Origin of the sequence: Rhodococcus sp. BE178, assembly GCF_050433545.1 — a bacterium.
GTDB lineage: Bacteria > Actinomycetota > Actinomycetes > Mycobacteriales > Mycobacteriaceae > Prescottella.
The window spans coordinates 106,978-133,598 of the sequence record NZ_JBNPXA010000013.1 but is presented as its reverse complement, the minus strand read 5'-3'; the positions used below and the strand labels follow the sequence as shown (position 1 = coordinate 133,598).

At 67.6% G+C, this 26,621-nt stretch carries 20 protein-coding genes; 11 read left to right on the top strand and 9 right to left on the bottom strand.

The annotated features are described in order from the left end of the window. On the top strand, positions 1-669 hold the full coding sequence (locus tag J2X34_RS21070; RefSeq protein ID WP_114719309.1) for a hypothetical protein: 669 nt from the start codon (positions 1-3) through the stop codon (positions 667-669). A 64-nt stretch (positions 670-733) separates the two neighbouring features. On the opposite strand, the gene J2X34_RS21065 is transcribed toward J2X34_RS21070, so the two are convergent. The 3 genes from J2X34_RS21065 to J2X34_RS21055 form a co-directional block, all read right to left on the bottom strand. Beyond that, complete coding sequence (locus J2X34_RS21065) at positions 734-2,329, bottom strand: SPFH domain-containing protein (protein ID WP_429519627.1); 1,596 nt, start codon at positions 2,327-2,329, stop codon at positions 734-736. A gap of 9 nt (positions 2,330-2,338) precedes the next feature. Next, positions 2,339-2,890, bottom strand: coding sequence for an NfeD family protein (locus J2X34_RS21060; protein ID WP_429519625.1), 552 nt, complete (start codon positions 2,888-2,890; stop codon positions 2,339-2,341). A gap of 254 nt (positions 2,891-3,144) precedes the next feature. Continuing rightward, positions 3,145-4,131, bottom strand: a complete 987-nt coding sequence (locus J2X34_RS21055; protein ID WP_174914782.1) for an alpha/beta hydrolase — start codon at positions 4,129-4,131, stop codon at positions 3,145-3,147. A 170-nt stretch (positions 4,132-4,301) separates the two neighbouring features. Between J2X34_RS21055 and rarD the strand changes: the two genes are divergently transcribed. Next, on the top strand, positions 4,302-5,231 hold the full coding sequence (rarD, locus tag J2X34_RS21050; protein WP_429519623.1) for an EamA family transporter RarD: 930 nt from the start codon (positions 4,302-4,304) through the stop codon (positions 5,229-5,231). A 139-nt stretch (positions 5,232-5,370) separates the two neighbouring features. After that, positions 5,371-8,907, top strand: a complete 3,537-nt coding sequence (gene dnaE / locus J2X34_RS21045; RefSeq protein WP_114719313.1) for a DNA polymerase III subunit alpha — start codon at positions 5,371-5,373, stop codon at positions 8,905-8,907. Positions 8,908-8,964: 57 nt separating this feature from the next. Here dnaE and J2X34_RS21040 read toward each other — a convergent pair whose 3' ends face one another. The 4 genes from J2X34_RS21040 to J2X34_RS21025 form a co-directional block, all read right to left on the bottom strand. Beyond that, the gene (locus tag J2X34_RS21040; protein WP_429519621.1) at positions 8,965-9,234 is read right to left on the bottom strand and encodes a hypothetical protein; all 270 of its coding nucleotides are present in this window, start codon (positions 9,232-9,234) and stop codon (positions 8,965-8,967) included. 278 nt (positions 9,235-9,512) lie between these two features. Continuing rightward, on the bottom strand, positions 9,513-10,409 hold the full coding sequence (locus tag J2X34_RS21035) for a DUF5995 family protein (RefSeq protein ID WP_114719314.1): 897 nt from the start codon (positions 10,407-10,409) through the stop codon (positions 9,513-9,515). A 229-nt stretch (positions 10,410-10,638) separates the two neighbouring features. Further along, a complete protein-coding gene (locus J2X34_RS21030; protein ID WP_258557654.1) occupies positions 10,639-11,313 on the bottom strand; it encodes a response regulator in 675 nt (224 codons plus the stop codon). Next, on the bottom strand, positions 11,298-12,629 hold the full coding sequence (locus J2X34_RS21025; protein ID WP_114719316.1) for a sensor histidine kinase: 1,332 nt from the start codon (positions 12,627-12,629) through the stop codon (positions 11,298-11,300). The genes J2X34_RS21030 and J2X34_RS21025 overlap by 16 nt, the downstream gene beginning before the upstream one ends. Positions 12,630-12,790: 161 nt before the next feature. Between J2X34_RS21025 and J2X34_RS21020 the strand changes: the two genes are divergently transcribed. The 3 genes from J2X34_RS21020 to J2X34_RS21010 are packed head-to-tail and all read left to right on the top strand — an operon-like array spanning position 12,791 to position 15,895. Further along, positions 12,791-13,678: an ABC transporter ATP-binding protein gene (locus J2X34_RS21020; protein ID WP_429519618.1), complete on the top strand. Its 888-nt coding sequence runs from the start codon at positions 12,791-12,793 to the stop codon at positions 13,676-13,678. Continuing rightward, a complete protein-coding gene (locus tag J2X34_RS21015; RefSeq protein WP_429519616.1) occupies positions 13,675-15,237 on the top strand; it encodes a hypothetical protein in 1,563 nt (520 codons plus the stop codon). The genes J2X34_RS21020 and J2X34_RS21015 overlap by 4 nt, the downstream gene beginning before the upstream one ends. Next, the gene (locus J2X34_RS21010) at positions 15,224-15,895 is read left to right on the top strand and encodes a DUF4097 domain-containing protein (RefSeq protein ID WP_147283472.1); all 672 of its coding nucleotides are present in this window, start codon (positions 15,224-15,226) and stop codon (positions 15,893-15,895) included. Before J2X34_RS21015 ends, J2X34_RS21010 begins: the two co-directional genes overlap by 14 nt. Before the next feature lie 67 nt (positions 15,896-15,962). Here the strand turns inward: J2X34_RS21010 and J2X34_RS21005 are convergent, their stop codons facing one another. Next, entirely contained in the window at positions 15,963-16,196 is a 234-nt protein-coding gene (locus J2X34_RS21005; protein ID WP_114719448.1) for a hypothetical protein, read from the bottom strand. 161 nt (positions 16,197-16,357) lie between these two features. Here J2X34_RS21005 and J2X34_RS21000 point away from each other — a divergent pair, with 161 nt between their 5' ends. The 3 genes from J2X34_RS21000 to ilvA all read left to right on the top strand — a co-directional run bounded on the left by J2X34_RS21000 (position 16,358) and on the right by ilvA (position 20,085). Then, on the top strand, positions 16,358-16,795 hold the full coding sequence (locus J2X34_RS21000) for a nitroreductase family deazaflavin-dependent oxidoreductase (RefSeq protein WP_174910940.1): 438 nt from the start codon (positions 16,358-16,360) through the stop codon (positions 16,793-16,795). 99 nt (positions 16,796-16,894) lie between these two features. Continuing rightward, the gene (locus J2X34_RS20995; protein ID WP_429519614.1) at positions 16,895-18,670 is read left to right on the top strand and encodes a pyruvate dehydrogenase; all 1,776 of its coding nucleotides are present in this window, start codon (positions 16,895-16,897) and stop codon (positions 18,668-18,670) included. A 62-nt stretch (positions 18,671-18,732) separates the two neighbouring features. Beyond that, the gene (gene ilvA, locus J2X34_RS20990) at positions 18,733-20,085 is read left to right on the top strand and encodes a threonine ammonia-lyase IlvA (RefSeq protein ID WP_174910934.1); all 1,353 of its coding nucleotides are present in this window, start codon (positions 18,733-18,735) and stop codon (positions 20,083-20,085) included. Here the strand turns inward: ilvA and J2X34_RS20985 are convergent. Then, positions 20,078-20,632, bottom strand: coding sequence for a TetR/AcrR family transcriptional regulator (locus J2X34_RS20985; RefSeq protein WP_114719322.1), 555 nt, complete (start codon positions 20,630-20,632; stop codon positions 20,078-20,080). The two genes, ilvA and J2X34_RS20985, sit on opposite strands and share 8 nt — an antisense overlap. 117 nt (positions 20,633-20,749) lie before the next feature. On the opposite strand from J2X34_RS20985, the gene J2X34_RS20980 reads away from it, so the two are divergent. Continuing rightward, complete coding sequence (locus J2X34_RS20980; protein ID WP_114719323.1) at positions 20,750-22,264, top strand: MFS transporter; 1,515 nt, start codon at positions 20,750-20,752, stop codon at positions 22,262-22,264. 564 nt (positions 22,265-22,828) lie between these two features. After that, positions 22,829-26,605 (top strand): DUF7507 domain-containing protein, encoded by a 3,777-nt coding sequence (locus J2X34_RS20975; protein ID WP_429519611.1) that lies wholly within the window; start codon positions 22,829-22,831, stop codon positions 26,603-26,605. The last annotated feature ends 16 nt before the right edge of the window (positions 26,606-26,621 follow it).

Below are 26,621 nucleotides of genomic sequence, written 5' to 3'. Positions count from 1 at the left end.
ATGAGTTCGCGGAGGTGGCCGACCATCGTTGCGGCGGTCGCGCTCACCGGTACCGTCGTCGCGCTCGGGGTGGCGAACCCGGTGCCCCCGGCGCGGGTGTCGACCGACAGGCTGGGCCCGGACGCCGGGGAGCCGGTCGCCGAGTATCTCGACCGTGCGAACGCGTCACTGGTCGAGGACGCGGGGCCCGACGCCGGTGCGGAGCACTGGGCGCTGGTGTCGTTGGATGCGCCGGCGACGGCGTCGACCCTGCTCGACACCGTGGGCGACCTGAGGGTGTCCCAGGTGATGTTCCGGGTGCCGATCGAGCGGGTGCAGACACCGATCGTCACGATCCCGGTCGCGGCGAATCGGGAATCCGTCGAACGCGCGTCCACGGTGGCATCGGCGCGGCTGTCGATGGCCGGGGCAGGCGTGGACCGGCAGTCGCAGGTCATGGCGTACTCGGCGGCGCGCCTGTCCACGGGGTGCACGTGTGTGGTGGGTGCGGTGGTCCGCGGTTCGCTCGCGCAGCTGCGGGCACTGGCCGCGACCCCGACCGCGCGCGCGGTCGAGGCGCTGCCCGCGGACGCGGTCGCCGGGGCGTTCGCGGTCAGCCCGCTGCTGCCGTCCCAGACCACGGTGGTGGTGCCGGGGCCGGACGACGGGCCGGTACCGGCGCTGCCGTGACCGGTGGGACCGAACACGAACGGCCCGCCCACCACAATCCGTGGCGCGGGCCGTTCGTATGCGGTCACGCGCCAGGTGTGTCGCTCACGCCGTTGCTGCCGGCGCTCACGGGTACGCGTGCCGTCGCCACCGTGGGCGAGATATCCGTCGGTGCGCCCTGCTGGGGGTGGTGCCCGACCGAATTAAGAATGCCCGCGATGTCGATGCCCGAGGATTCGAGGGTCTCGATGACGCCGGCGATCGTCGACGGGCTGATGCCGAGGATGGAGCCGACGCTGCCGGACACGCCGTCGGCGCTGCCGACGATGGAGATCCGGTCGATGTCACCGACTGGCTTCGCTGCTGCCTCGGTGGCCTCGACGAGTGCCGCGAGGACGTCGGGGAGCATCAGCATCTGGGCCGCGGCAGGGGTGTACGCGTTGAGGGCCTCTGCAACCTTCCGCTTGCCGTCGGCCTCGGCCTCGAGCCGGGCACGCAAACCGTCGGCCTCGGCCTGCTGCTCCGCGCGCAGCGCGTCGGCGGACACCTTGCGGCCCTCCGCCTCGGCACCCAGCCGGGCCTTGATGCCGTCGGCCTCGGCCTGCTGTTCGGCGCGCACCGCATCGGCCGCGAGCTTGCGGGAGTCCGCCTGGGCGGCTCCGGAGCGGCGAGCGGCCTCGGCGTTCGCGTCGGCCTTGAGGATTGCGGCCTGCTTCTCGCCCTCGGCGCGGGCGACCGCGGCCTGACGCTCCGCCTCCGCAGGGGCGATGACGTCGGCTTCGAGCGCCGCCTTGGCTTGCTCGGCGCGCCGCTGTTCGACCTCGATCCGAGCCTCCACCCGTGCCGCTTCGGCCTGCTCCAGCGCGATGCGGACTGCCTTCTCGGCGGTCGCGCGGGCCAACGGCCCGGCCTGGTCCGCTTCGGCGTTCTCCGCCTCGGTCCGGGCGCGCAGCTTCGCGAGTTCGACGTCGCGCGCCTGGTTGGCAGTCGCGATGGCGGTATCGGCTTCGGCTTGCGCGACGGCGCCCTCCTGTCGGGCCTTGGCCGACTGGATCTGGGCGTCGCGTTCGGCGTTCGCGGTGCCGACGGCGGCGTCACGCTTGACCTCCGCGATGCGCCGCTGCCCGAGGGACTCGAGATATCCGTTGTGGTCGTTGATCCCGGCGATCTTGAGGACGTCGACCTCCATGCCGATGCGGGCGAGGTCGGTACCGGCCTCCTCGACGACGCTGCGGGCGAGGGTCTCGCGATTCGAGTTCAGATCCTCGACGGTCATGGTTGCGGTGATGCCGCGCAGCGACCCGGACAGGATCTCGTTGATCTGTCGGCGCAGTTCGTCGAGATCGGAGGTCAGGAACCGCTGGACCGCGGTCTGCACGGCCTCGTCGGCGGATCCGATGCGCACCAGGCCGACGGCCTCGACGTTCACCGGGACGCCGTCGTTGGACAGCGCGTTCTGGAGGTTGATGCTGACGTTGAACGGCTCGAGCGACATGATGTCGACCCGCTCGATGCCGGGGATCTTGAAGCGCGCGCCGCCCCGGACGACCTTCGGCTTGCCGCGGCCGGTGAAGACCGCGACCTCGTTCGGCGGCACCTTGATGTAGTTCCGGACGTACACGAGCGGTAATCCGATGAAGATCACCAGAGCCACCACAATGGCGGCCACGACTGTCACCATGAAGATTCCTCAGTTCGATTTGTGCAGTGGAGAATCCGATGCGAGATCGTCGGGGACGGCCACGACGTGAACGTTGTCGGCATCGATATCGCCGATGTAGACCCGCGCGTCGACGGGAAGCATCACAGCTTCGGTCGATACTGCTCGCGCGCGGACCCGGTTGCCTTCGGTGTCGGTGAACGCGACCTCACCCCAACCTCCGGGGGCGATCGGGATGGTGACCGTGCCGACGAGACCGATGTAGGCCTGCCGTCCGATGTGGGAGTTGGACTGTTGCCGCAGTAGATACGGCAACAGCACACCTCGGGTGAGACCGACCAGAACGATTGCGCCGGCAGTCGCGGTGAGCGCGGCAACGAGGCCACTCCCGCCCGCCACACTGGCGCCGCTGCCGCCGACACCTACGCCGAACAGTGCAGTCGCGACGGTGGTCAGACTCAGAAACGGCAGCCCGCTTCCTCCGTCTGTGTCACCGACATCCGATCCGGTCTCGCCGACGACAAGTGTCCCGACAATCCCCACGAGACCCATGGCGAGACAAGCAAGGTAGATGGTCGTCACAATTGTCCCTCCCCTGACAATGGATTCGCCACCGACCATATCGCAGACGCCGAGGCGGTTGTGCGCGCGGCAAATTCGCCGTCCGGTACCTGCTGTGAGAAGTCTCGGGCTCGACTGGGACCGGGGTTTCCGGAGAGGGGGTAGGAGGGCGGGATCCGTTCTGGCCAAGTCTGTTTCGCGTTATCGGCGCGGAAATCCGGAACACCGGCGGGGTGCGGTCCGGTCACTCGGAACGAGGGGTTGCCTCGTATCGTCTAGTTCACGGGGGCATCCGCGGTGTGCTTGCGGATGAACTCGATGGTCTGGGCGAGCGCGTTCATGCCGTCGGCGTTGTCGAGGTCGAACTGGTACTCGTGCCCCAGGGCCGGTTCGTGGTCGTCCGGGTAGAACAGCGTGGTCACGTCGACCCCGAGGCCGGTCAGCTTCGCGGCGAGCGCCTGGGACTGCTCCTCGGTCAGCCCGTCCGCGTTGCCGCCGGAGATGTACGAGGGCGGGAATTGGTCGGTGACGTGGTGGAGCGTGGACATCTGCGCCACCGCCTCCGAGTTCTCGAAGTCCTTGGTGCCGGTGTACGCCCAGATCGACTCGGTGGTGCCCCATCCGATGATGCCGGGCCCGCCGACCATGTTCGGCACGTCGTAGATGCCGCAGTTGAGCACGACCCCGCGCAGCTGCTCCGGCTGCAGCGCCGACTCGATCCCGACGGCCCGCGCATACTCGGGATTGGTCGCGATCGTCGCGAGCTGGCTCGACAGCTGCGCGCCGGCCGAGTCGCCGGCCAGCACGATCCGACTCGAATCGACATGCAGGCGTTCGGCGTTCGCGAGGACGTACGCGTGAGCGTCGCGCAGTTGCTCGACGGCGGTCGGGTACTTGCGTCCGGGTCCGAGTGAGTAGTCGAGCGAGACGACGGTGAATCCGGCGTCGGCGATCAGCTGGAAGTACGGTGCGTAGTTCGTGCGGTGGCCCGAGATCCAGGCGCCGCCGTGCGTCCAGATCACGGTCGGCAGCACCTGCGGCGTGCCCGCCAGGCCCTCGGGGAAGTAGACGTCGAGGTAGGCGTCGTTGTCGCCGGTCCGGTACTGCAGGTCCGGGATCGACGCGATGCCGTCGGGCGCGTGCTTCTCGAGGGCCTCCGTCGTCTTCTGCGCGCCCTTGTCGAAGATGAAGCGCACAAGGATCGAGCCGGGCCACGGCGTGGTCAGGAAGGCGAGGGCGAAGACCAGGACGACGGTGAGCAGCAGGCCGAGGGTCCATGCGGAGCGTCGTCGCCACGGATGACCCGCCGACCGCGCGGCATTCGTGTTCTCGGGCTCTGTGGTCGTCGTCACCGCGGGCTCCTGCGTCTGCGCCCCGGATCCGTACCGGTGCGTGACGAGTCACAGTAGCCCGGCGGCTATCGTCGGACTACGTGACACAGCGGGCCCGAAGTGACGATTCCACCGGACTGCTGTCGGGTGTCGGCGCCTACCTGATCTGGGGCCTGTTCCCGATCTTCTTCGGTCTCCTCGCCCCCGCCGGATCGCTCGAGGTGCTGGCCCACCGGATGGTGTGGACGGTGCTGCTGATGCTCGTCGTGCTCGTCGTGCTGGGCAGGCTCGGTTCGCTGCGGGGGATGGGCGCGCGGACGTGGGGTCTGGTGTCGGCGGCCACCGTCGCGATCGGGATCAACTGGGGCACGTACATCTACGCCATCGTGTCGGGCCACGTCGTCGAGGCGGCGCTCGGATACTTCGTCAACCCGTTGGTCAGCGTGCTTCTCGGTGTGCTGATCTTCCGGGAGAAGCTGTCCCGCGCGCAGGTCGCGGCGTTGGTGCTGGCGGCGATCGCGGTGGTGATCATCACCGTCGACTACGGCCGACCGCCACTCGTCGCGCTCACGCTGGCCCTGTCGTTCGCGACGTACGGGTTGATCAAGAAGGTGATCCCGCTCGACCCGCGCACGAGCCTGACGGCGGAAGGGGTGGTCGCGGCGCCGTTCGCGGTGGCCTATCTGGTGGTGCTCGCCGTCACGGGCGCCGGTTCGTTCTTCGGCAACGGCGTCGGCCACAGTCTGTTGCTCATGGCGGCAGGGCCGGTCACCGCGGTACCGCTTCTCCTGTTCGGAGTCGCGGCGCAACGCATTCCGCTGACCACGCTCGGCATTCTGCAGTACCTCACGCCGGTCCTCCAGATGGTGTGGGGTGTGGCGGTGATGCACGAAGTCATGCCGCCGTCGCGGTGGATCGGGTTCGCGTTGATCTGGACCGCGCTGGTGGTGTTCACCACCGACGCTCTGGTCCGTGCGCGGCGGACCCGCAGGCAGGCTCAGTCGGCCGTCGAAGCCGTCGCGGTGCCGTGAGAATCACCCGCCGCGGCGCGGTGACAGACGTTCGGTAGCGACTGTCCGGGCCGTCGGTGCCAGGGCATAGACTCAGTGGCTGCTGGAGGCTGCTGGACCCGCCGGTGCTCGCACACCGGCCGTAGACAGAGAGGCGCGCGTGGCTGACTCGTTCGTTCACCTGCACAATCACACCGAGTACTCGATGCTCGACGGTGCGGCAAAGGTCGGCCCGCTGTTCAAGGAGGCGGAGCGCCTCGGGATGACCGCGGTCGGTATGACCGACCACGGCAACATGTACGGCGCCAGCGAGTTCTACAACGTCGCCAAGAAGCACGGCATCAAGCCGATCATCGGCATCGAGGCGTACATCGCGCCGGAGTCGCGGTTCAACACCAAGCGCGTGCTGTGGGGCGATCGCAGCCAGAAGTCCGACGACGTTTCGGGTTCGGGCGCCTACACGCACATGACGATGGTCGCCGAGAACGCGACCGGGCTGCGGAACCTGTTCAAGCTGTCGTCCCTCGCGTCGATCGAGGGTCAGCTCGGCAAGTGGCCGCGCATGGACGAGGAACTCATCGCCACGCACGCCGAGGGCATCATCGCCACGACCGGCTGCCCGTCGGGTGAGATCCAGACCCGGCTGCGTCTCGGCCACGACCGGGAGGCGCTCGAGGCCGCCGCGAAGTGGCAGGAGATCTGGGGCAAGGACAACTTCTTCCTCGAACTCATGGACCACGGCCTGTCGATCGAGCGCCGCGTCCGTGAGGGCCTGCTCGACATCGGCAAGCAGTTGGGCATCCGCCCGCTCGCCACCAACGACTGCCACTACGTGACCAAGGACGCGGCCGAGAACCACGAGGCTCTGCTGTGCATCCAGACCGGCAAGACGCTCTCGGACCCGACGCGCTTCAAGTTCGACGGTGACGGGTACTACCTCAAGTCGGCCGAGGAGATGCGCGCGATCTGGGACTCCGAGGTCCCGGAGGCGTGTGACAGCTCGCTGCTCATCGCCGAGCGGGTGCAGTCGTACGACGACGTGTGGGCCCACCACGACCGGATGCCGATCTTCCCGGTCCCGGACGGGCACACCCAGCAGACGTTCCTGCGTCACGAGGTGCTGCGCGGACTCGACCGTCGCTTCCCCGGCGGTCCGCCGCAGGAGTACCTCGAGCGCGCCGACTACGAGATCGGCGTCATCAACGAGATGGGCTTCCCGGCCTACTTCCTCGTCGTCGGCGACCTGATCAACCATGCGCGCGAGGTCGGCATCCGCGTCGGCCCCGGTCGAGGCTCGGCGGCCGGTTCGCTCGTCGCGTACGCGATGGGCATCACCAACATCGACCCCATTCCGCACGGCCTGCTGTTCGAGCGGTTCCTCAACCCCGAGCGCGTGTCGATGCCCGATATCGATATCGACTTCGACGACCGTCGCCGCGGCGAGATGGTGCGTTACGCCACCGAGAAGTGGGGCAGCGACAAGGTCGCCCAGGTCATCACGTTCGGCACCATCAAGACCAAGGCCGCCATCAAGGACTCCGCGCGAGTCCAGTTCGGGCAGCCCGGTTTCGCGATCGCCGATCAGATCACCAAGGCGCTGCCGCCGCCGATCATGGCGAAGGACATCTCGGTCGCGGGCATCACCGATCCCGAGCACGAGCGCTACAAGGAGGCCGTCGAGGTCCGCGCGCTCATCGACTCCAACCCGGACGTCGCGAAGATCTACCAGACCGCGAAGGGCCTCGAGGGCCTGATCCGCAACGCCGGCGTGCACGCCTGCGCGGTCATCATGTCCTCCGAGCCGCTCACCGACGCGATCCCGGTGTGGAAGCGCGCGCAGGACGGCGCGATCATCACCGGCTGGGACTACCCGTCGTGCGAGGCCATCGGCCTGCTGAAGATGGACTTCCTCGGTCTGCGCAACCTCACCGTCATCGGTGACGCGATCGAGAACATCAAGGCCAACCGCGGCATCGACATCGATCTCGACACGCTGCCCATCGAGGACCCGGCCACGTACGAGTTGCTCGCGCGTGGTGACACCCTCGGTGTCTTCCAGCTCGACGGCAGTGCGATGCGGGATCTGCTGCGGCGCATGCAGCCCACCGGCTTCGAGGACATCGTCGCGGTGCTGGCGCTGTATCGCCCGGGTCCGATGGGCATGAACGCGCACAACGACTACGCCGACCGCAAGAACGGGCGGCAGGAAGTCAAGCCGATCCACCCGGAGCTCGAGGAGCCGCTCAAGGAGATCCTCAAGGACACCTTCGGCCTGATCGTCTACCAGGAGCAGATCATGCAGATCGCTCAGAAGGTGGCCGGCTACTCGCTGGGACAGGCAGACATTCTCCGTCGAGCCATGGGTAAGAAGAAGCTCTCGGTGCTGGAGGAGGCCTACGCCGGCTTCCGCGAGGGGATGCTCAAGAACGAGTTCTCCGAGCCTGCGATCAAGGCGCTGTGGGACACGATCCTCCCGTTCGCCGGCTACGCGTTCAACAAGTCGCACGCCGCCGGCTACGGCCTGGTGTCGTTCTGGACGGCGTACCTCAAGGCGAACTATCCGGCCGAGTACATGGCCGGTCTGCTCACGTCCGTCGGCGACGACAAGGACAAGGCGGCGGTGTACCTGTCGGATTGCCGGAAGATGGGCATCACGGTGCTGCCGCCGGACGTCAACGAGTCCGAGGTCAACTTCGCTTCGGTCGGTGAGGACATCCGGTTCGGCCTCGGTGCGGTCCGCAACGTCGGCGCGAATGTCGTGGCGTCGATCATCAAGGCGCGCACCGAGAAGTCGAAGTTCACCGACTTCTCCGACTACCTCGGGAAGATCGACGCGCTGGCCTGTTCCAAGAAGGTCACCGAATCACTCATCAAGGCAGGCGGATTCGACTCGCTCGAGCATCCGCGCAAGGGTCTGATGCTGGTGCACGCCGACGCGATCGACGCGGTGATGGGCACCAAGAAGGCCGAGGCGATGGGGCAGTTCGACCTGTTCGGTGGCGACGACGCGGACGAGTCGGTGACGTCGGTCTTCAACGTGAAGATTCCCGACGAGGAGTGGGACACCAAGCACCGGCTCGCGCTCGAGCGCGAGATGCTGGGCCTGTACGTCTCCGGGCATCCGCTCAACGGCATCGAACACGTCCTCGCCTCGCAGTCGGACACGGCGATCCCGACCATCCTCGAGGGCGACATCAAGGACGGCACCCAGGTCACCGTCGGCGGCATCCTCGCGTCGGTCAACCGGCGGATCAACAAGAACGGACTGACGTGGGCGTCCGCGCAGCTCGAGGACCTCTCCGGTGGTATCGAGGTGTTGTTCTTCCCGCAGGCGTACTCGGTGTACGGGATGGATGTGGTCGAGGACTCGGTGGTGCTCGTCAAGGCGCGCGTGTCGATCCGGGACGACCGCGTCTCGCTGATCGCGAATGACCTTGCGGTGCCGGACCTTTCGGCTATCGGTGTCGCGAAGCCGGTCGCGGTGAGCCTGCCGGTGCGGCAGTGCACCAAGGAGAAGCTCGGTGCCCTCAAGCAGGTGCTGACGCGTCACCCCGGTACGTCCGACGTCCATGTGCGGTTGATCGGCAGTCGCGGCACGTCGCTGTGGATGGTGGACGAGGTCCTGCGGGTGGAGCCGTCGTCGGCGCTGATGGGCGATCTCAAGGCGTTGCTCGGGCCGAGTTGCCTCGCCGGCTGAGCCGTGACGCGAACCGTCCGGGTCGGCAAGACCCGGACGGTGGGGTGTGGCGCAGTGTCACCGGTGGTGTTCGTGCCACATCCAGTTCCACTGGCCCTGATGGTTCTGCTCCCAGCGCCAGCAACCGCCGTGATGGTGGTGATGCTGGTGGTGCACCTGCGTCACTGCAACCGCGCTCGGGCTGGTTGCGGGCGTCGCGGGATCGGCGAGTGCCGGTGCTGCGACCAGCCCCAGGGGGACGGCCGCCAACGACAGCGTGACGAGGACTCTCGCGAGTACCCGGCGTGCGCTGCCCGCCGTGTCCGGGGTTTGCTTCCTGTGTTCCATGGCGATCCTTTCCGCACGGCCCCCGGACGGGTTTGCGTCTCGGGTGCACCGTCGGTTCGGTTCGGCTCGGGTCGGTGTGGCGGGGTCGGATCGCGTCGTCCCGGTGGGCGGTCGACGGTGTCGTGGCCGGCGCGGCACGTCCACCGGCGTCCTCGAGGGCAGCTCTCGGGCGCACCGCTGCTGTTGCTGCAAGCCCCATGATATTGCCGGTTTTGTCCGGTTGGTCGAAACTCCTAGGAGACTCACAGGAGCCACGCGCGCCGAAGTCGGCTGGTTCGTCAGAGTCCGCCGATGTCGGACAGGGTCTGCAGGGCGCCGTCGGTGGCGCGCCACAGCCCGTCGATCTCCTGGTCGGCGGGCTGCGCGGTCCGGGGGTCCTGCAGCGCGAATCCGTTGGCGAGGGTGATCGTGTTGTATCCGCTGTCGGCGGCGCGCAGCAGCAGCTTCGACGGCTCGCTGTTCCCGGCCAGGCGGTCGAGTCCCTCACCGACGAAGTAGAACCGCCACAGCGGCCCGAGGTCGGCGCCGTAGAGATCCTTCGAGAGCGTGACGATGGAACCGCCCCTGACGGCAATCGAATCGACGATCTCGTAGTAGTCGGGAACGTTGTCGGTGGTGGTTCCGCTGGTCGCGACCGCGTGCGCGAGATCGACGGTGAGATGGGCGTTGTAGCCGGCCATCGCGACCCGCGCCGGGCTCAGTGAGCACTGCCGGGTCATCGCGAAGTAGTTCGCCCACGCGGGGTCGGTGGCGGTGCCGGAGAACTCGGCGTGCACATTGCGGAGATAGCGGGCCAGCAGGTCGTAGCTGATCGCGGGGGACCATCGTCGGTCGGGGAGTGCGGCGGGGTCGCGCTGCAGGGGCAGGACGGCCTCGTGCTCCACGGCGTTCAGTCCGAGGGAGAACAGCCCGCGCCGATCCCTGTGCGCAACAAGGATGTCGGTGATCTCGCGGTGCCGCTCCACGGCGGCCTCGAAGCGGTCCAGCCCGGATCCCGGCACGGTTGAGGTGTCGGCGAGTTCCAGGACTCGATCGACCTCGTTTGCGCTCAGGGGTGATCCGCACGCCGTCGATACGGATTGCGGCGCGTCTGCCTGCGCCGGCCCGGGTGCGACCACTGTCAGTAGGGCGCCGAGCACGACGATGAGGGGTGCGGGAGAGCGGCGGGTTCGCATCGATTCTCCGTTCGTCGGGTCAGTCGTCGGCGGTGCGATAGATGTCCTCGGCCACCTGACAGACCTCGTATCGCGCCATCGTCGAACCTCGCCAGACGGGGTTGGCGGCGTGTCGTGCGTGTCGCCTCGGCGAGAATGCGTAGGTCAGCGTATCCCGGAATGGTCCGCCACAAATGCACCCGGGAGTTTCGGTGGTACGGAGGATGTCCCGAGGGCCGCCCTGTGTCGACTAGTCCACCTCGTCGCGTCTCAAGTACGCGAGCACCGCGAGGACCCGGCGGTTCGCATCGTCGGTCGGCGGCAGAACCAGCTTGGCAAAGATGTTCCCGACGTGTTTGCCGACCGCCGATTCGGTGATGAACAACAGCTTCGCGATGGCCATGTTGGAGTGGCCCTCGGCGATCAAGGCGAGTACCTCGCGCTCGCGCGGTGACAGTGCGGACAGCGGGTCGCGGTGGCGGCGGAAGAGTTGGCGTACGACCGTGGGATCGATGACTGTGGCGCCGCTCGCAATCTGCCGCAGCGTGGCGGCGAAGTCTTCGACGTCGACGACACGGTCCTTCAAGAGGTAACCGACCCGACCGCCCTCCCCGCCGAGGAGGTCGTCCGCGTAACTCAGTTCCACGTACTGGCTCAGCACGACGACGGCGAGATCCGGGTACCGGCGCCGCAACCCCACGGCGGCACGCAACCCTTCGTCGGTGAACCCCGGCGGCATCCGCACATCGGTGACAACCATGTCCGGGGCATGCTCGGCCACAGCCGATTCCAGTGCGTCGGCGTCCGACACCGCTGCCACCACAAGGAATCCGAACCGCTCGAGCATCAGGGCAAGGCTCTCTCGCAGCAGCGCGCCGTCCTCGGCGAGCACCACCCGGATGTCGGTTGTCAATTCTGGCTGCACGGAAGCTCCACACGGACGATGGTGGGCCCGCCGGGCGGGCTGGACAACAGCATTCTGCCGTCGATCACGGCGACCCGGTCGGCCAGGCCGGTCAGGCCACTGCCCCGGCCCGGATCGGCACCACCGCGGCCGTCGTCGACGACCTCGACGGTCAACGCGTCGCCCTGAATGCGGGCGGTCACCGCGACCTCGGTGGCATCGGCGTGCTTGGTGACGTTGTTGAGCGCTTCGACCACCACGAAGTACGCGGCGATCTCGGCATGCGATGGTGGTCGGCGCGGGATGTCGGCGGTGACGGTCACCGGAATCGCCACGTCCTCGGTCAGCTCGCGCAACGCAGCGGGCAGGCCACGGTCGGTCAGCACCCGCGGATGGATTCCACGGATGAGCTGCCGCAGTTCGGTCATGAGCTGCTTGGCCTGCTCGTGCGCGTGCGCCACACTCGCCGAGGCCGGAGATCCTGTCGGCAGATCGAGCCGGGCCATGCCGAGCTGCAGAGTGAGGTTGAGCAGTAGAGACTGGGCGCCGTCGTGCAGGTCCCGTTCGATTCGTCGCCGCTCGGCTTCGAACGCGTCCACCAACCGTGCGCGGGATCGAGCGACCTCGACGAGTTGAGCGCGCAGATTGTCCGGGTCGTCGGCCAGCAGCAGCGCCCGGGCGATCACGGCATGGAGACCCGCCAGGATCGCGAACACGTACGGGATCGTCGGCAGCAGAGCCAGACCCGCGATCGCGTAGGGGACAGCCTGCGGGGCCGACGTGAGCTGGCTGAGTCCCAGCGCGACCGGCTGCCCCTCGCTCACCAGCAGAGGGCTGGCCAGCATGATGAGAATCAGCAACACGAACACCGCCGCCAGGACGTATGCCGCGGGCGCCACGACGATCAACAGACTCGCGTAGGCGAGTGCCTTCCAGGTGGCCGCCTCGGTGTATCGCGTTCGCAGCCGCGGCCACAATCCTGCTGCGGGTGGGTGGCGATGTGCGGTGATCGCCCGGCCGGGGATCACCAGCCTGATCCGTTGTCGTTCCAGCGCCGCGAGGGGTACCGCGAGCAGCGGTCCGAGTCCCACGACCAGAATCGCGCCGAGGACGACCAGGAACAGAACCGTGCCGAGTGGCTGTGGGTACGAGCCGTCTCCGGCCCAGACCACCAGCACGATCCAGGGCGCGACGAGCCCGGAGAACGGCAACGCTGCCGCCAGTACCACCGGCGGCGTCGTCAACAGATAGGCCAGTGCGCGCCACGGCCAACCCGTGAGCAGGAACCGCCGCCGCGTGATCGCGGCGAGAGGTGTGAGCGGTTCGTCGGAGGGCACCCCGCAGAGCCTATCGGGCTGGTTGCCTGGTGCGAATGGTCCGGAGCGCACCTCGTGGGTGGTGCTGGCACCACCCCGTTTTCGCCGCGTGGACCCAGTGCCCGCATCACCTGTCGAATGGTCCGCTTGCTGCAAGTGATTTCGCAGAGGAACGAGGACCCATGAAACTGGAGCTGAGCAATGTCACCAAGACGTATCGCGGCAAACCGGCCGTCTCCGACGTCACGATGCGGATCGGACCCGGCGTGCTCGGTCTTCTCGGACCCAACGGAGCCGGAAAGTCCTCGCTGATGCGGATTCTCGCCACGATCACCCGCCCGACCGCCGGTTCGGTCACCTGGAACGGCGCCGACATCGCGGTCCGGCCCGCGAGCCTTCGGCGGGTACTCGGCTATCTGCCACAGGATTTCGGGGTCTACCCGCACCTCAGTGCCAGGGAGTTCCTGCGGTACCTCGCCGCGGTCAAGGGGCTGAGTGCGCGATCGGCCCGGGCGCGGGTGGACGAGTTGCTCGAACTCGTCAACCTTGCCGATACGGGCTCGCGGCCGGTCGGCAAGTTCTCCGGAGGCATGCGCCAACGGCTCGGGATCGCGCAGGCACTCTTGGGCGATCCCGAGGTCCTCGTCGTCGACGAACCCACGGTGGGGCTGGACCCCGAGGAGCGCATGCGGTTCCGCAACCTGCTCGGTGATCTGGCGTCCGACCGAATCGTCATCCTGTCCACCCACATCGTGTCGGACATCGAGGCGATCGCCGACGACATCGCGGTTCTCGCGGGCGGGCACCTGCGGTGGCGCGGCGCTCCCGCGGATCTGCTCCGCTCCGCGACCGGGACGGTGTGGGAGTCGGTGGTGCCGGCCGATGCGGCCGCGGACATCCGTCGGCGGGGCATGGTCACCAGGACCGTCCGCACGGCTGGCGGCGTACGGGTCCGCGCGGTCGCCACCGCCCCGCCGACTGCCGACGCGTGTCCGGTCGAACCCGATCTCGAGGACGCCTACATGTTCGCCGTGGGTCCGGCGACCGCGCAGTTCGAGGTGACCCGATGACGACTGCAGTCGCCGCAGTCTCGCTCGCAGATTTCCGGGACCGCTCGCGACGTCCCGCGTTCCTGGTCACCGTGCTCGGAGCTCTCGCCCTCGGCTACGTCGCGATCCCGCCCGCGTCGGCCACCTACGCGATGGTCAAGGTCGGATCGTTCCGGGGCGTATATGACAGCGGCTATGTCGGGGTCATGCTCGCGATGATCGGCAGCCTGTGGCTCCCGCTGTTCGGGTTCTACGTCGTTCGGGACAGCATCGGCCGCGACGTCTCCACCGGCGTCGGTGAAACACTCGCCGCGAGCCCACTGCGCACTCCGATGTACCTGCTGGGCAAGTACTTCAGCAACCTGCTGGTGCTGGCGGCGATGGCTGTGGCACTCGCGCTGATCGCACCTGTGATGCAGCTGCTCCGCGGCGAATCCTCGACCCTCGACCTGACGGCGCTGTGGCTGCCGATCGTGCTCTTCTGTCTCCCGGTCCTCACCGTCGCGGCGGCGGCCGCCATCGTCTTCGAGACGATCCCGCCGCTGCGAGGCGGTCTGGGAAACATCGTGTGGTTCTTCGCGTATCCCGCGATGTTCCTTGCCGGCCTTCCCCTGATCTACGCCGAGACGACCGCAGGGTTCCAAGCCGACCTGGCCGCCCAGTACCCCGGAGCGAACGACGAGATCTCCATCGGTCTCACAGCGGAACCCGGTGCGCTCGGGCAGTTCGCGTGGTCCGGTATGGATATCGCGTTGTCTCTCGTCGTCGCGGGGGTGGGACTGGCGGTGGCCTCGACGGTCGTCGCGGCACTGCCGGCCCTGTGGTTCAGTCGGTTCGACCCGTCACGCCGCGGCCGCCTTTCCCGGCGCATCGGTGCCGGGAGCTCGTCGGCGACCACTTCTGTCGAATCGCCTGTCGCGCGCGCGTCGACCGCCTTCGCCGGGACCGCACGAACGTTGTCTCCGGTCGCCCGCGGAAACCCGTTCTGGGGGCTTCTCGTCGGCGAGGTGCGCATCCACCTCGGAGGCGTGTCGCGGTGGTGGTGGCTCGCGCTCGCGATCGTGACGGGTGCGGCACTGGTGGTCCCGGCCGACGGCGTCGACACCGCGCTGCTCTTCGCGTGGCTGCTGCCGGTGCTGATCTGGTCGCGTCTGGGCACGCACGCCCTCGAACAGGGCGTCGATCCTCTCGTGGAGTGTGGCGTGTCGTTCCGCGCGCGACTCGTCGCCCAGTGGGGTGCCGGCGTGCTCATCGCGGTCCTGGCCGGTGCCGGACCGCTGCTGCGGATGCTGGCGGCAGCGGATGTGAGCGGCATTGCCGCGTGGGTCACCGGCGCGGCCCTGATTCCCGCGCTCGCACTCCTGATCGGCTCGATCGTCCGCAGTCCTCGCGTGTTCCAGGCCGTCTACCTGGTGCTCTGGTACGCGGTCCTCAACGGCGTGGCCGCCGTCGACGTCATGGGTGCACTCCGCGACGACGGTCGGCTCGCCGGTCCTTCGCCCGTCTTCTCTCTCGCCGTCGGCGTCGTGCTGATCGCCGCCGCGTTGCTCGTTCAGGAGGTTCGTCATGTCCGTCGCTGAATCCGTCACACCTCGTACCCGGGGTCTCCGATGGTGTCGGCGCGGCAGCGGTGTCGCGGCGATGACACTTGCCGCCGTCACGCTCACCGCCTGCACCAGCGGAACGACGAGCCAGGAGTCGCGCAGCGACACCTACGCCGGCGACATCGCCACCGTCGTACTGCAGTTCGATGATTCGGGCGCGAAGCAGATCGGCTTCACCACCGCCGCTCTCAACGCTCACATCGTCGGCGCCGACCGCCACGACATCCAGGTTCGCCGGACCTTCGAGTACACCGACGGCGACAAGCCGGAGGAGACCATCGAACAGGAGTGGGGCGGCCTGACGATCACCACGCGATGTCCCGATCGCTTCGCGGTCGGGCACCCCACATGCATCGCCCACTACGAGATCGAGGTGCCCTACGGCAGTGTCGTCCGGGCCGACACCCGCTCCGGGGACCTGACGGTCACCGACACGCGCGCCGAGGTCGACTTACGGTCGCATTCCGGCGACGTCGGCATGGTCGTCGCCCCCGGCGACGGCACCCGCTACGCGGTGGAGGCCGTCTCCGCCGACGGTCACACCACGGTGGATGTTCCGCTGGACCCCGCCGGGGTCCCGGTGCGACTGACGACCGAGGACGGCGCTGCAACTGCCACGACGGCACAGTCATGACATTCCGCAAGCCGGCCGTTGCTCGCAGAGAATTACAGGTCCGCTCGGGCCCTGACCGGGGATCCGGTCAGTCGCGCCGGTGCGCGAGCATGGCGCGCCGGGTCCACCAGACGACGACCGCCACGGCGGCGGCGGTGAGGACCGCGGTCTGCAGGACCTGTGCGATCGCCAGGACGAGGAGGAACACGCCGAGCGCGGCGACCAGAGCCTCGATCTTGTAGAGCGGCCAGGCGGTGCCGGCGATGTCGACGGTGAGACTCGACCGGTGACGTGTGTGGCGTGACGGCGCTGCGGTCGTCATCGCGATCACCTCGTCTCCTGGTTTCGGTCCGTTCCTCCGGTGAGTTCAGAGTACGCATACTTCGAAGTTCGGTCCAGCGAACAATTGGAGGAGGCGGACGAAACTCCCAGCGTCCGGGCATTCGGGTGGTCAAGATCATGTGCGCGGTGTTCACTGGATACATGCCTCTCACCGGTGAATACGAACCCAGCCCCAGCTCGTGGGCCGCGGACCAGGTCGATCTGTACGAGCGCTCCGGCGGCACCGAGGGAACGACGATGGAGGGCAAGCCCGTCGTCGTCCTGACCACCAAGGGCGCCAAGTCCGGCAAGCTGCGCAAGACGCCGCTCATGCGCGTCGAGCACGACGGGCAGTACGCGGTGGTCGCGTCGCTCGGCGGCGCCCCGCAGCACCCGGTCTGGTACCACAACGTGGTCGCCGACCCGCACGTCGAGTTGCAGGACGGTCCGGTCAAGCAGGACATGATCGCGCGCGAGGTCACCGGCGACGAGAAGGCCGAGTGGTGGAAGCGTGCGGTCGAGGCGTGGCCGCCCTATGCCGACTACCAGACCAAGACCGAGCGTCAGATTCCGGTCTTCGTGTTGTCCCCGCAGGACTAGCTCGCCGGGACAGTCGTCGTCTCTGCGCCGAACGGGGCGGACCCGGGTAGCCTGCGAGAAGCAAGCTCTCGATTCCGGACCGTTCGGGCGGAGGCGGATATGGCGGCGAAAACTGTTGCGGATCAACTCGTTTCCCAATTGGTGGATGCGGGCGTGCAGCGTATCTACGGCATCGTCGGAGACAGTCTCAATCCGGTCGTGGACGCGGTGCGGCGCACGGGCGGATCGGCATCCGGTGGCATCGACTGGGTCCACGTCCGGCACGAGGAAGTCGCGGCCTTCGCGGCCGCGGCCGAGGCACAGATCACCGGCAGGCTCGCGGTGTGCGCGGGCTCGTGCGGCCCCGGGAACCTGCATCTGATCAACGGCCTGTACGACGCGAACCGCTCGGGCGCGCCGGTGCTCGCGATCGCGTCCCACATTCCGAGCGCGCAGATCGGGACCGGGTACTTCCAGGAAACGCATCCCGACCGGCTGTTCGTCGAGTGCTCCCGGTACAACGAGATGATCAGCGTCCCCGTGCAGGCGCCGCGGATCGTGCAGAGCGCGATGCAGCACGCGATCGCGCAGTCCGGGGTCGCCGTGATCACGCTGCCGGGCGATGTCGCCGATCAGCCGGCGGAGGGCTCGGCGCCCCCGCTCGTGCGGACCGGCACCCCGTCGGTGGTGCCGGCGGAGGACGACGTCCGGGCGCTCGCCGACGCGATCAACACCGCGTCGGCGGTGGCGATCTTCGCCGGTGCCGGTGTCCGCGGCGCCCGCGACGAACTGCTCGCCCTCGCGGACGCGATCGGTGCCCCGGTCGGACATTCCCTGCGGGGCAAGGAGTGGATCCAGTACGACAACCCGTTCGACGTCGGCATGACCGGTCTGCTCGGCTACGGCGCGGCGCACGACGGCATCCACGGCGCGGATCTGCTGCTGCTCGTCGGGACCGACTTCCCGTACGACCAGTTCCTGCCCGACGACGTGCGCACCGCGCAGATCGACATCGCGGCGGAGAAACTCGGCCGGCGCACGGGCGTCGACCTCGCGGTGCACGGCGACACGCGGTCGGTGCTGCGGGCGCTCGCGCCGCTCGTCGACCGCAAGTCCGATCGCGGCTTCCTCGACCGGACCCTCGACCGGCACGAGAAGCTCATGACGAAGGTCGTCGGGGCCTACACCGAGGCGGCCAAGCAGCGGGTCCCGATCCATCCCGAGTTCGCGGCGTCGATCCTCGACGACCTCGCCGCCGACGACGCGATCTTCACCGCGGACACCGGCATGTGCAATGTGTGGACCGCCCGCTACCTCAATCCCAACGGCCGACGCCGGTTCCTGTCGTCGGCCCTGCACGGTTCGATGGCGAACGCGCTGCCGCACGCGATCGGCGCGCAGTTCGCGCGGCCGGACCGTCAGGTGGTGGCGATGTCGGGTGACGGCGGGCTGTCGATGCTGCTGGGCGATCTCCTCACCGTCGCGATGTACAAGCTGCCGGTCAAGATCGTCGTGTTCGACAACTCGACGCTCGGCATGGTCAAGCTCGAGATGCTGGTCGACGGCCTGCCCGATTTCGGTGTCGATGTCCCGTCCGTCGACTATGCGGCTGTTGCTGCGGCGCTGGGGATCTACTCCCGAAGGATCGAGAATCCGGCCGATCTGGAGTCGGGATTGCGGTCGGCGCTCGACCACGACGGTCCGGCGCTGGTCGACATCGTCACCGATCCGAACGCGCTGTCGTTGCCCCCCACCATCACCGGCGAGCAGGTGCGTGGCTTCGCGCTGGCGATGTCGCGGATGGTGATGAACGGCGGTGTGGGAGAAGCTGTTCAGATGGCGAAGTCCAATCTGCGGAATGTGCCGCGGCCGTCGCAGTTCTCGCGGAAGGATTGACGCCCGTCCGTCGATGCCGGGGCGGTTGCGCGCGACCGGGTGCGCAGTGGGAACATGGTTGGGTGTCAAATTCGCCGAAACTCGCAGAACTGAAGGTCACCTCGCCCGCTCTCACCGCGGACGAGATCGATGCTGCTGCCGAGCGAATTGCGCACATTATCGACGCGACACCCCTGCAGCTCAGTGATCGACTGTCGGCGCTGACCGGCGCTCGGGTGTACCTCAAGCGTGAAGATCTTCAGGTGGTCCGCTCCTACAAGCTGCGCGGCGCCTACAACCTGATCATGCAGTTGAACGACGCCGAGCGCGCCGCGGGTGTGGTCACGGCCAGCGCCGGCAACCATGCGCAGGGTGTGGCGTTCGCGTGCCGGGCGATGGAGATCCGCGGGCGCATCTACGTTCCGGCCAACACGCCCAAGCAGAAGCGCGACCGGATCATGGTCCACGGCGGTGGCTTCGTCGAACTGATCCCGACGGGGGAGACCTACGACGCCGCCGCGGCCGCCGCGGCCGCCGACGTCGAGCGGACGGGCGCCACCATGGTGCCGCCGTTCGACGACGCCCGCACCGCGGCGGGCCAGGGCACCATCGCGGCGGAGATCCTCGAGCAGCTGGGTCAGGCGCCGGACAGCGTGATTGTCCCGGTCGGCGGCGGCGGTTGCATCGCCGGCATCGCCACGTACCTGCACGAGCGCGCGCCGCAGACCACGATCGTCGGTGTCGAGCCGGTGGGGGCGGCGTCGATGACGGCGGCCCTCGTCGCCGGTGGCCCGGTGACGCTGCCCGAGGTCGACCCGTTCGTCGACGGTGCCGCGGTCAAGCGGGTCGGCGACCTGCCCTACGCGGTGGTCTCCGAGCTCGGCGCGAGCGTCGTCTCGCACGCGTCGCTGCCGTTGGTGGCGGGCACCCGCACGGGGCACGGCTCGGAGAAGTTCGCGATGACCCAGGTCGACGAGGGCGCGATCTGCACCGCGATGCTGGAGCTGTACCAGAACGAGGGCATCATCGCCGAGCCTGCCGGTGCGTTGTCGGTGACCGCGCTCGGTCATCTCGATGTCGAGCCGGGGAGCACCGTGGTGTGCCTGATCTCGGGTGGCAACAACGACGTGTCCCGGTACGGCGAGATCCTCGAGCGCTCGCTTGTCCACCTCGGTCTCAAGCACTACTTCCTGGTGGACTTCCCGCAGGAGCCGGGTGCGCTGCGTCGATTCCTCGACGAGGTGCTCGGGCCGGACGACGACATCACCCTGTTCGAGTACGTCAAGCGCAACAACCGGGAGACGGGTGCCGCGCTGGTCGGCGTCGAGCTCGGTTCGGCGGACGGGTTGACCGACCTGCTCGACCGGATGCGTGCCTCGCGCCTCCAGGTGGAACAGCTCGAGCCCGGGTCCCCGGCGTACCGCTACCTCACGTAGCGGAGTCGTCCTCCGCCGCCGCGGTGGGGCCGAGCAGTCGGTTCACCACCCGGCGGTGGAGTTCCGGGTCGGGCTCGGGTAGGCCGAGCAGGGCGGCGAGGTAGATGCCGTCGCCGACCAGGCGCACGATCTCGGCCTGGACCGGATCGTCGATCTCGGCGAGCAGCCCGTCGTCCCACGATCGCATGACGTCCGCGACGGCCTGCTGCACCTCGTCGTGCTGCCCGTCGGCACTGCGCATCGCGGCGAGCATCGAACGGTACAGCGCCATCTCGTCCGCCGAGTCGGCGCCGGGGTACTGCAGGTAGATCTCGGACACGGTCCGCCCGCCGGCGACGGCGTCGGCGAGCTGTTGGTCGGACCGGTCGCCGAGACGGCGGACCATCGACGCGAGCAGCGCTTCCTTGCTGGGGAAGTGGTAGAGCAGACCGCCCTTGGAGACGCCTGCCGCGGTGGCGACCGCCTCGAGCGTCACGTGGGCGACGCCGACGTCGTGCAGCAGGCGTTCGAGGGCGTCGAGGATGCGATCGCGTGTGTCGGAGGCCATGAAAATCACTGTACCGGCTGGACGGTGAACTGCTACCCTGGGTTGGGCACTGTACCGGCTGGACGGTTCACCTTCTGGTCGGTTTTCGTTCATCGAAGAAGTTTCGTGGGAGTAGAGATGTCTCTGGGTACGGTGCGGGATCCGCACGGCGTTCGGGCCGGCCGGAAGGACTGGCTCGGGCTGGTCGTGCTCGCCTTCGCGGTCCTTCTCATCTCTGTCGACGCGACAGTGCTGGACCTGGCGCTGCCGTTCATCAGTGAGGACTTGGCGCCGAGCAGCACGCAGCTGCTGTGGATCATCGACGTCTATTCGTTCGTACTCGCCGGCCTGCTGGTCACGATGGGCACGCTCGGCGACCGGATCGGGCGCCGGAAGCTGCTTCTCATCGGTGCGGCCGGGTTCGGCCTGGCGTCGTTGATCGCCGCATGGTCGGCCAGCCCCGAGATGCTGATCGCCGCCCGTGTCCTGCAGGGCGTCTCGGGTGCAACACTGATGCCTGCGACACTGGGTCTGATCCGGACCATGTTCGTCAACCCGCGTCAGCGCACCACCGCGATCGGCGTGTGGGGCGCGATGGCCGGCGGCGGCGCCGCGGCCGGACCGCTGGTCGGCGGCTGGCTGCTCGAGCACTACTGGTGGGGTTCGGTGTTCCTCATCAACATTCCGGTGATGATCGCGCTCATCGCCCTCGGCCCGCTGGTGATTCCGGAGTCGAAGAACCCGGAGCCGGGGCGCTTCGACCTCGCCAGCGCCGGATTATCGATCGTGGCAATGATCCCGATGGTGTACGCGGTCAAGGAATCCGTCGTGCACGGCCCGTCGTGGATTCTCACCGGAGTCGGTCTCGTCGGCGCCCTCGCCGGTTGGGTGTTCATCCGCAGGCAGCGGTCCCTCGCCGACCCGATGATCGATCTGTCGTTGTTTGCGCGGCCGGCGTTCTCGACGGCGGTCGTGACGAACCTGCTGTCGATCTTCGCGCTCGCCGGCGTGCTGTTCTTCGGATCGCAGTACCTGCAGCTGGTGCTCGGCTACAGCCCACTGGAGGCGGGTCTGCTGATGCTGCCCGGCACGCTCGTCAGCGCGGCCGCGTCGCTCGCGGCGGCATGGCTCGTGCGTCGCTGGGAGCCCAGCCGGGTACTGAGCGTCGGACTGGTGATCGCCGCCCTCGGTGCAGCGGTGATGATCGCGCTGGGGCCGGACAGTGGGCCGGAGGCGTTCGTCGTCGGATTCATCCTGGCCGGCGCCGGAGTCGGCGTGGCGTTGACGCTCACCTCCGACCTGGTGGTCAGCGCGGTCGAGCCGGAACGCGCGGGTGCCGCGTCGGCGGTCTCCGAGACCGCGTACGAACTGGGAGTGGCGCTGGGTGTCGCCGTGCTCGGCAGTGTGGTGCTCGCGATCTTCCGTCGCGGCCTGGACGTCTCGGCGCTGGACGCGGATCAGGCGCACATCGCGCAGGGCACGCTCGGCGGCGCGGTGGAGGTGTCGAAGTCGATGCCGGTGGAGCAGGCGGCCGCGTTCGTCGACTCGGCCCAAGCGGCCTTCGTCGACGGCATGCACATCGCCGCCGGAGCGACCGCGGTCATCCTGATCGCGACCGCGATCCTGGTGGCGCGGATGCTGCGCCGGCGTTGACATGTAGTTGACGTGTAACGGCTCGAGCGGCCGGTCCGATCTGCAGATCGGACCGGCCGCTTTCGTGTCCGAGTGGCAACGCCTCGGATGCCGTGTGCCGCAACTGCTATGCCCAGTGCCAGGTGGGGGGCTGTCCGGCTCGGGACTTTTGGTTCAACTTTCAACGGGTGAAAATGAGGGTGATTTGCCGCCTCACCTCCGGTCTTCGATATGCGTTTTGCACTTCAGTACAATCTATCGAATCATGTTGTTGAACAGGGTATTTCATTCGAATTCCCCATCCGTTCGGGGGTGAGGCGCGTCGATTCGGGTGGTGCGGGCTGTATCGACGTTTGTGTTTGTATGTCCGGCGTCGGGGTGATTGTCCATTCATCATCCATTTCGCCGTGGCTGGGTTCGGCCGGGCGTTCATAAGAAGGGCCTCAAATGGGGAGGTTAGGCGGCGCTCTGCGTAAGGGCGTCATCCGAACTGTGGTCATGGCGATGTTCGCCGGCGTGGCCACAGTGTCGACCGTAACGGTCGGCGCAGGGACCGCAGCAGCGGCGGAAAACCTGAGATGTGATGTGCTGTATTCAGTCGAGAACGGTTCGAGTGTCGCGAAGCGGATCGACCCGAACACCGGGGCCGTCACCGACGCGTTTCCGGTTGAGCCGAGCGGCGAGGGCTACCGGCATAACCAGCTCGGTATTGGTCCCGGCGGGACCTACGCGATCTACACATCCTCGGAAGATGACGGCGACGACCGGAGGATCTACGAGTACGACGCCGCGTCCGGCAAGACGACCAGCGAGTCGGACAAGGCCAAGGTCAAGAACACACACGGTGCGATCAACCCCGCGAACGGCCTGTACTACTACGGCGGCAAGGACGATGGCGCCGATTCGTTCACGTTCGGGGCGTACGACCCTGCCAACAACGCGTCCCTCGGTGTCGTCCTCAAGGTGAAGTTCGACAAGAAGACTACGGTCCCGGGCGGCAACGGCGACATGGCTTTCGATGCACAGGGCAACCTGTTCATCGTCGCGGCCGGGGACAATAACGGCCGCATCTATTCGGTCCAGGGGCCGATGCCGACGTCTTCCGAGAAGACTCTGACGGGCAAGGCGATCACGGATGAATCGACGGCCTTCAAGAAGAGCAATTCGATTGCTTTCGGGCCGAACGGCTACCTGTTCGTCGGTGGCGGCGGAAGCCTCCTCAAGGTCGATCCGGGTACGGGCAACGCAGTCCCTGCCAACCTGACCAGCTCGTCCATGACCGATATGGGTTCCTGCAATGATCCGAACACGATCGAGTTGCGCAAGAACCTGCCCGACGGTCGCGTCGGGACGGACGATCAGTTCGGCCTTGAGATCTCCGGTGGTGGCCTGAGCGAGGGCAACACGGCGACCACGACGGGCACCAAGACGGGGATCCAGGACCAGGCTGCCGGCCCGGTCCTCGGACTTGCGGGCAAGACCTACACCCTCACGGAGACCGCCCAGGGCGGCGCAAGCCTCGACAACTACGTCACCACGTGGGAGTGCGTCGACGCCAAGACCCAGACGAAGAAGTCCGGTGAAGGCACGACCATCACCGTAGAGATTCCGGCTGGTCAGAGCGGCAAGAGCACCAGTTGCACGTTCACCAACGCGGCGAAGAAGCCCGGCCTGGAGTTGGTGAAGTCGGCGTCGCCGAACACGGCTGCAGACTTCGTCGTCGGCAAGACCGTCACTTACAGCTTCAAGATGACGAACACCGGCGCCGTGACTCTCAAGGACGTCAAGCCGGTCGAGAAGACGTTCACCGGCAAGGCGGACATGTCGGGCTTCACCTGTCCCGATGGTGCTAAGTCGTTGGCGCCCAAGGCATCTGTGACGTGCACCGCGACGTACGTCCTCCAGCAGGAGGACATCGACCGCGGCAAGCTCGACAACACCGCGACCGCGACCGGAACCGATCCGGGTGGCAAGCCGGTCAACTCGAACGAGTCGAGCGTCCCTCTCGTCGGCGGTCCGGCCACTCCCGGCATCATGCTCGACAAGATCGCGTCGCCGAAGGAAGCCGAGGCCTACAAGCTCGGCCAGACCATCAAGTACACCTTCAAGATCAGCAACACCGGCAACGTGACGTTGAACGATCTGAAGGTCAACGAGGGTGATTTCACCGGCAATGGCAAGCTGTCGGCCGTCGACTGCCCGGTGAAGTCCGTGGCCCCTGGCGGCACGGTGACGTGCACCGCGGAGTACACGCTGACCCAGGCGGACATCGACAGCGGGCGCATCGAGAACACCGCGACCGCGACGGGCAAGCCTCCGACGGGTGAACCGATCACGTCCCCGCCGGACACGGAGACGCTCGAGGGCAATCCCGCGAAGTCGCTGTCCATCGTGAAGGACGCATCGCCGTCGACGACCGAGTCCTACAAGGTCGGCCAGGAGATCGACTACACCTTCAAGATCACCAACACCGGTGAAGTGACGCTCACGGACGTGCATCCGAACGAGACCAAGTTCACGGGTGACGGCGACATGTCGGCGTTCGATTGCCCAGCGGGCGCGAAGTCGCTGGCACCGGGCGAGTCGACGACCTGCACGGCGAAGTACACGCTGACGCAGGCCGACATCGATGCCGGCAAGCTGGAGAACACCGCGACCGCGACGGGGACGCCTCCGTCGGGTGAGCCGGTCACGTCGAAGCCGTCGGACAAGACGCTGTCGGGCGAGCCGAAGGCGGCGATCAGCCTGGAGAAGACCGCCACGCCGACCGAGGCGGACAAGTTCGCGGTGGGTGAGACCGTCACCTACAGCTTCACGATGACCAACACCGGCAATGTGACGCTGACGGACGTGCATCCGAACGAGGTCGCCTTCTCGGGTGACAAGACGAAACTGAGTGACTTCGTCTGCCCGGATGCGTCGAAGCCTTTGGCGCCCAACGCGTCTACGGTGTGCACCGCCACGTATGAGCTGACCCAGTCCGACGTCGATCGGGGCACTCTCGATAACACCGCCACCGCGACCGGTACCCCGCCGTCGGGTGGGGACGTGACCTCGGAACCCGATGACGTGAACCTGTCGGGCAACCAGAAGCCTGCCCTCGAGATCGTGAAGACCGCGTCGCCCAAGGGTGTCGAGGACTTCAAGGTCGGCCAGGAGATCACGTACACGTTCGACATCACCAACACGGGTAACCAGACGCTGTCGAACGTGAAGGTGGCCGAGGGCGCGTTCTCGGGCTCGGGAAAGATCACCGACCTGTCCTGCCCGGAAGAGGCGAAGTCGATGGCGCCCGGCGCGAAGGTGACGTGCTCGGCGAAGTACACGATCACGCAGGACGATGTCAACGCCGGCAAGCTCGACAACGTCGCGATCGCCACGGGTACGCCTCCGGGCACCGAGACTCCGATCGAGTCGCCCCAGGACGAGGAGAACCTGGCAGGGGATCCGAAGTCGGGGTTGACGCTCGAGAAGACCGCGGAGCCGCGCGAGAACGTCCAGGTGGGTGACACCGTCACCTACAAGTTCGCGATCACGAACACCGGTGATCAGACCCTCACCGAGGTGAAGGTCAAGGAGAACGAGTTCTCCGGCACCGGAACGCTGTCGGACATCACGTGCCCGGACAACTCGCTGGATCCCGGCGAGTCGGTGACCTGCGAGGCCACCTACACGTTCACGGATGAGGACATGAAGGCCGGCTCGATCGACAACGTCGCCACGGCAACCGGCACCCCGCCGTCGAAGGCTCCGATCGAATCGAATCCGTCGGACGCGACGGTCACCGCTGGGGAACAGCCCGGCGGAACGGGTTCGCTCGGCTCGCTGGGCCTCGGTTCGCTCGGCTCCCTCGGGGCGGGTTCCCTCGGCAGCGGTTCGCTGGCGGCGGGCTCTCTGGCGGCAGGTTCGCTCGCGGCCGGATCTCTCGCAGCGGGTTCGCTGGAGAACTCCGGCTCGCAGGAGAACGCGGGTTCGGCCGGCTCGTCGGGTTCTGCTGGTTCGCAGGAGAACTCGGGTTCGGCCGGATCGGGTTCCGGTAACTCCGGTACTCCCGGTGGTAACCCCGGTACGCCCGGTGGCAATCCCGGTACTCCCGCCAACCCCGGTACGCCCGGTGACCCGGGTACTCCCGGCAACGCGGGCAACTCCGGGAACGGGAATGCCGGAAATGGTGGAGCCGCCGGCAACTCCGACACCGAGAAGGGTGCGCTGATCGATTCGGGTCTGGGCGCCGACGGTGACGGCGGTCTGAACACGGGCCTCGTCGCCGGTGGACTGGCGCTGCTGGTCGCTGCGGCTGGTGTCCTGTTCATGGCACTGCGCAGGCGCAAGGCTGCGGAAGGTGACGTCACAGATCTGTGATGACCGCTGATGATTG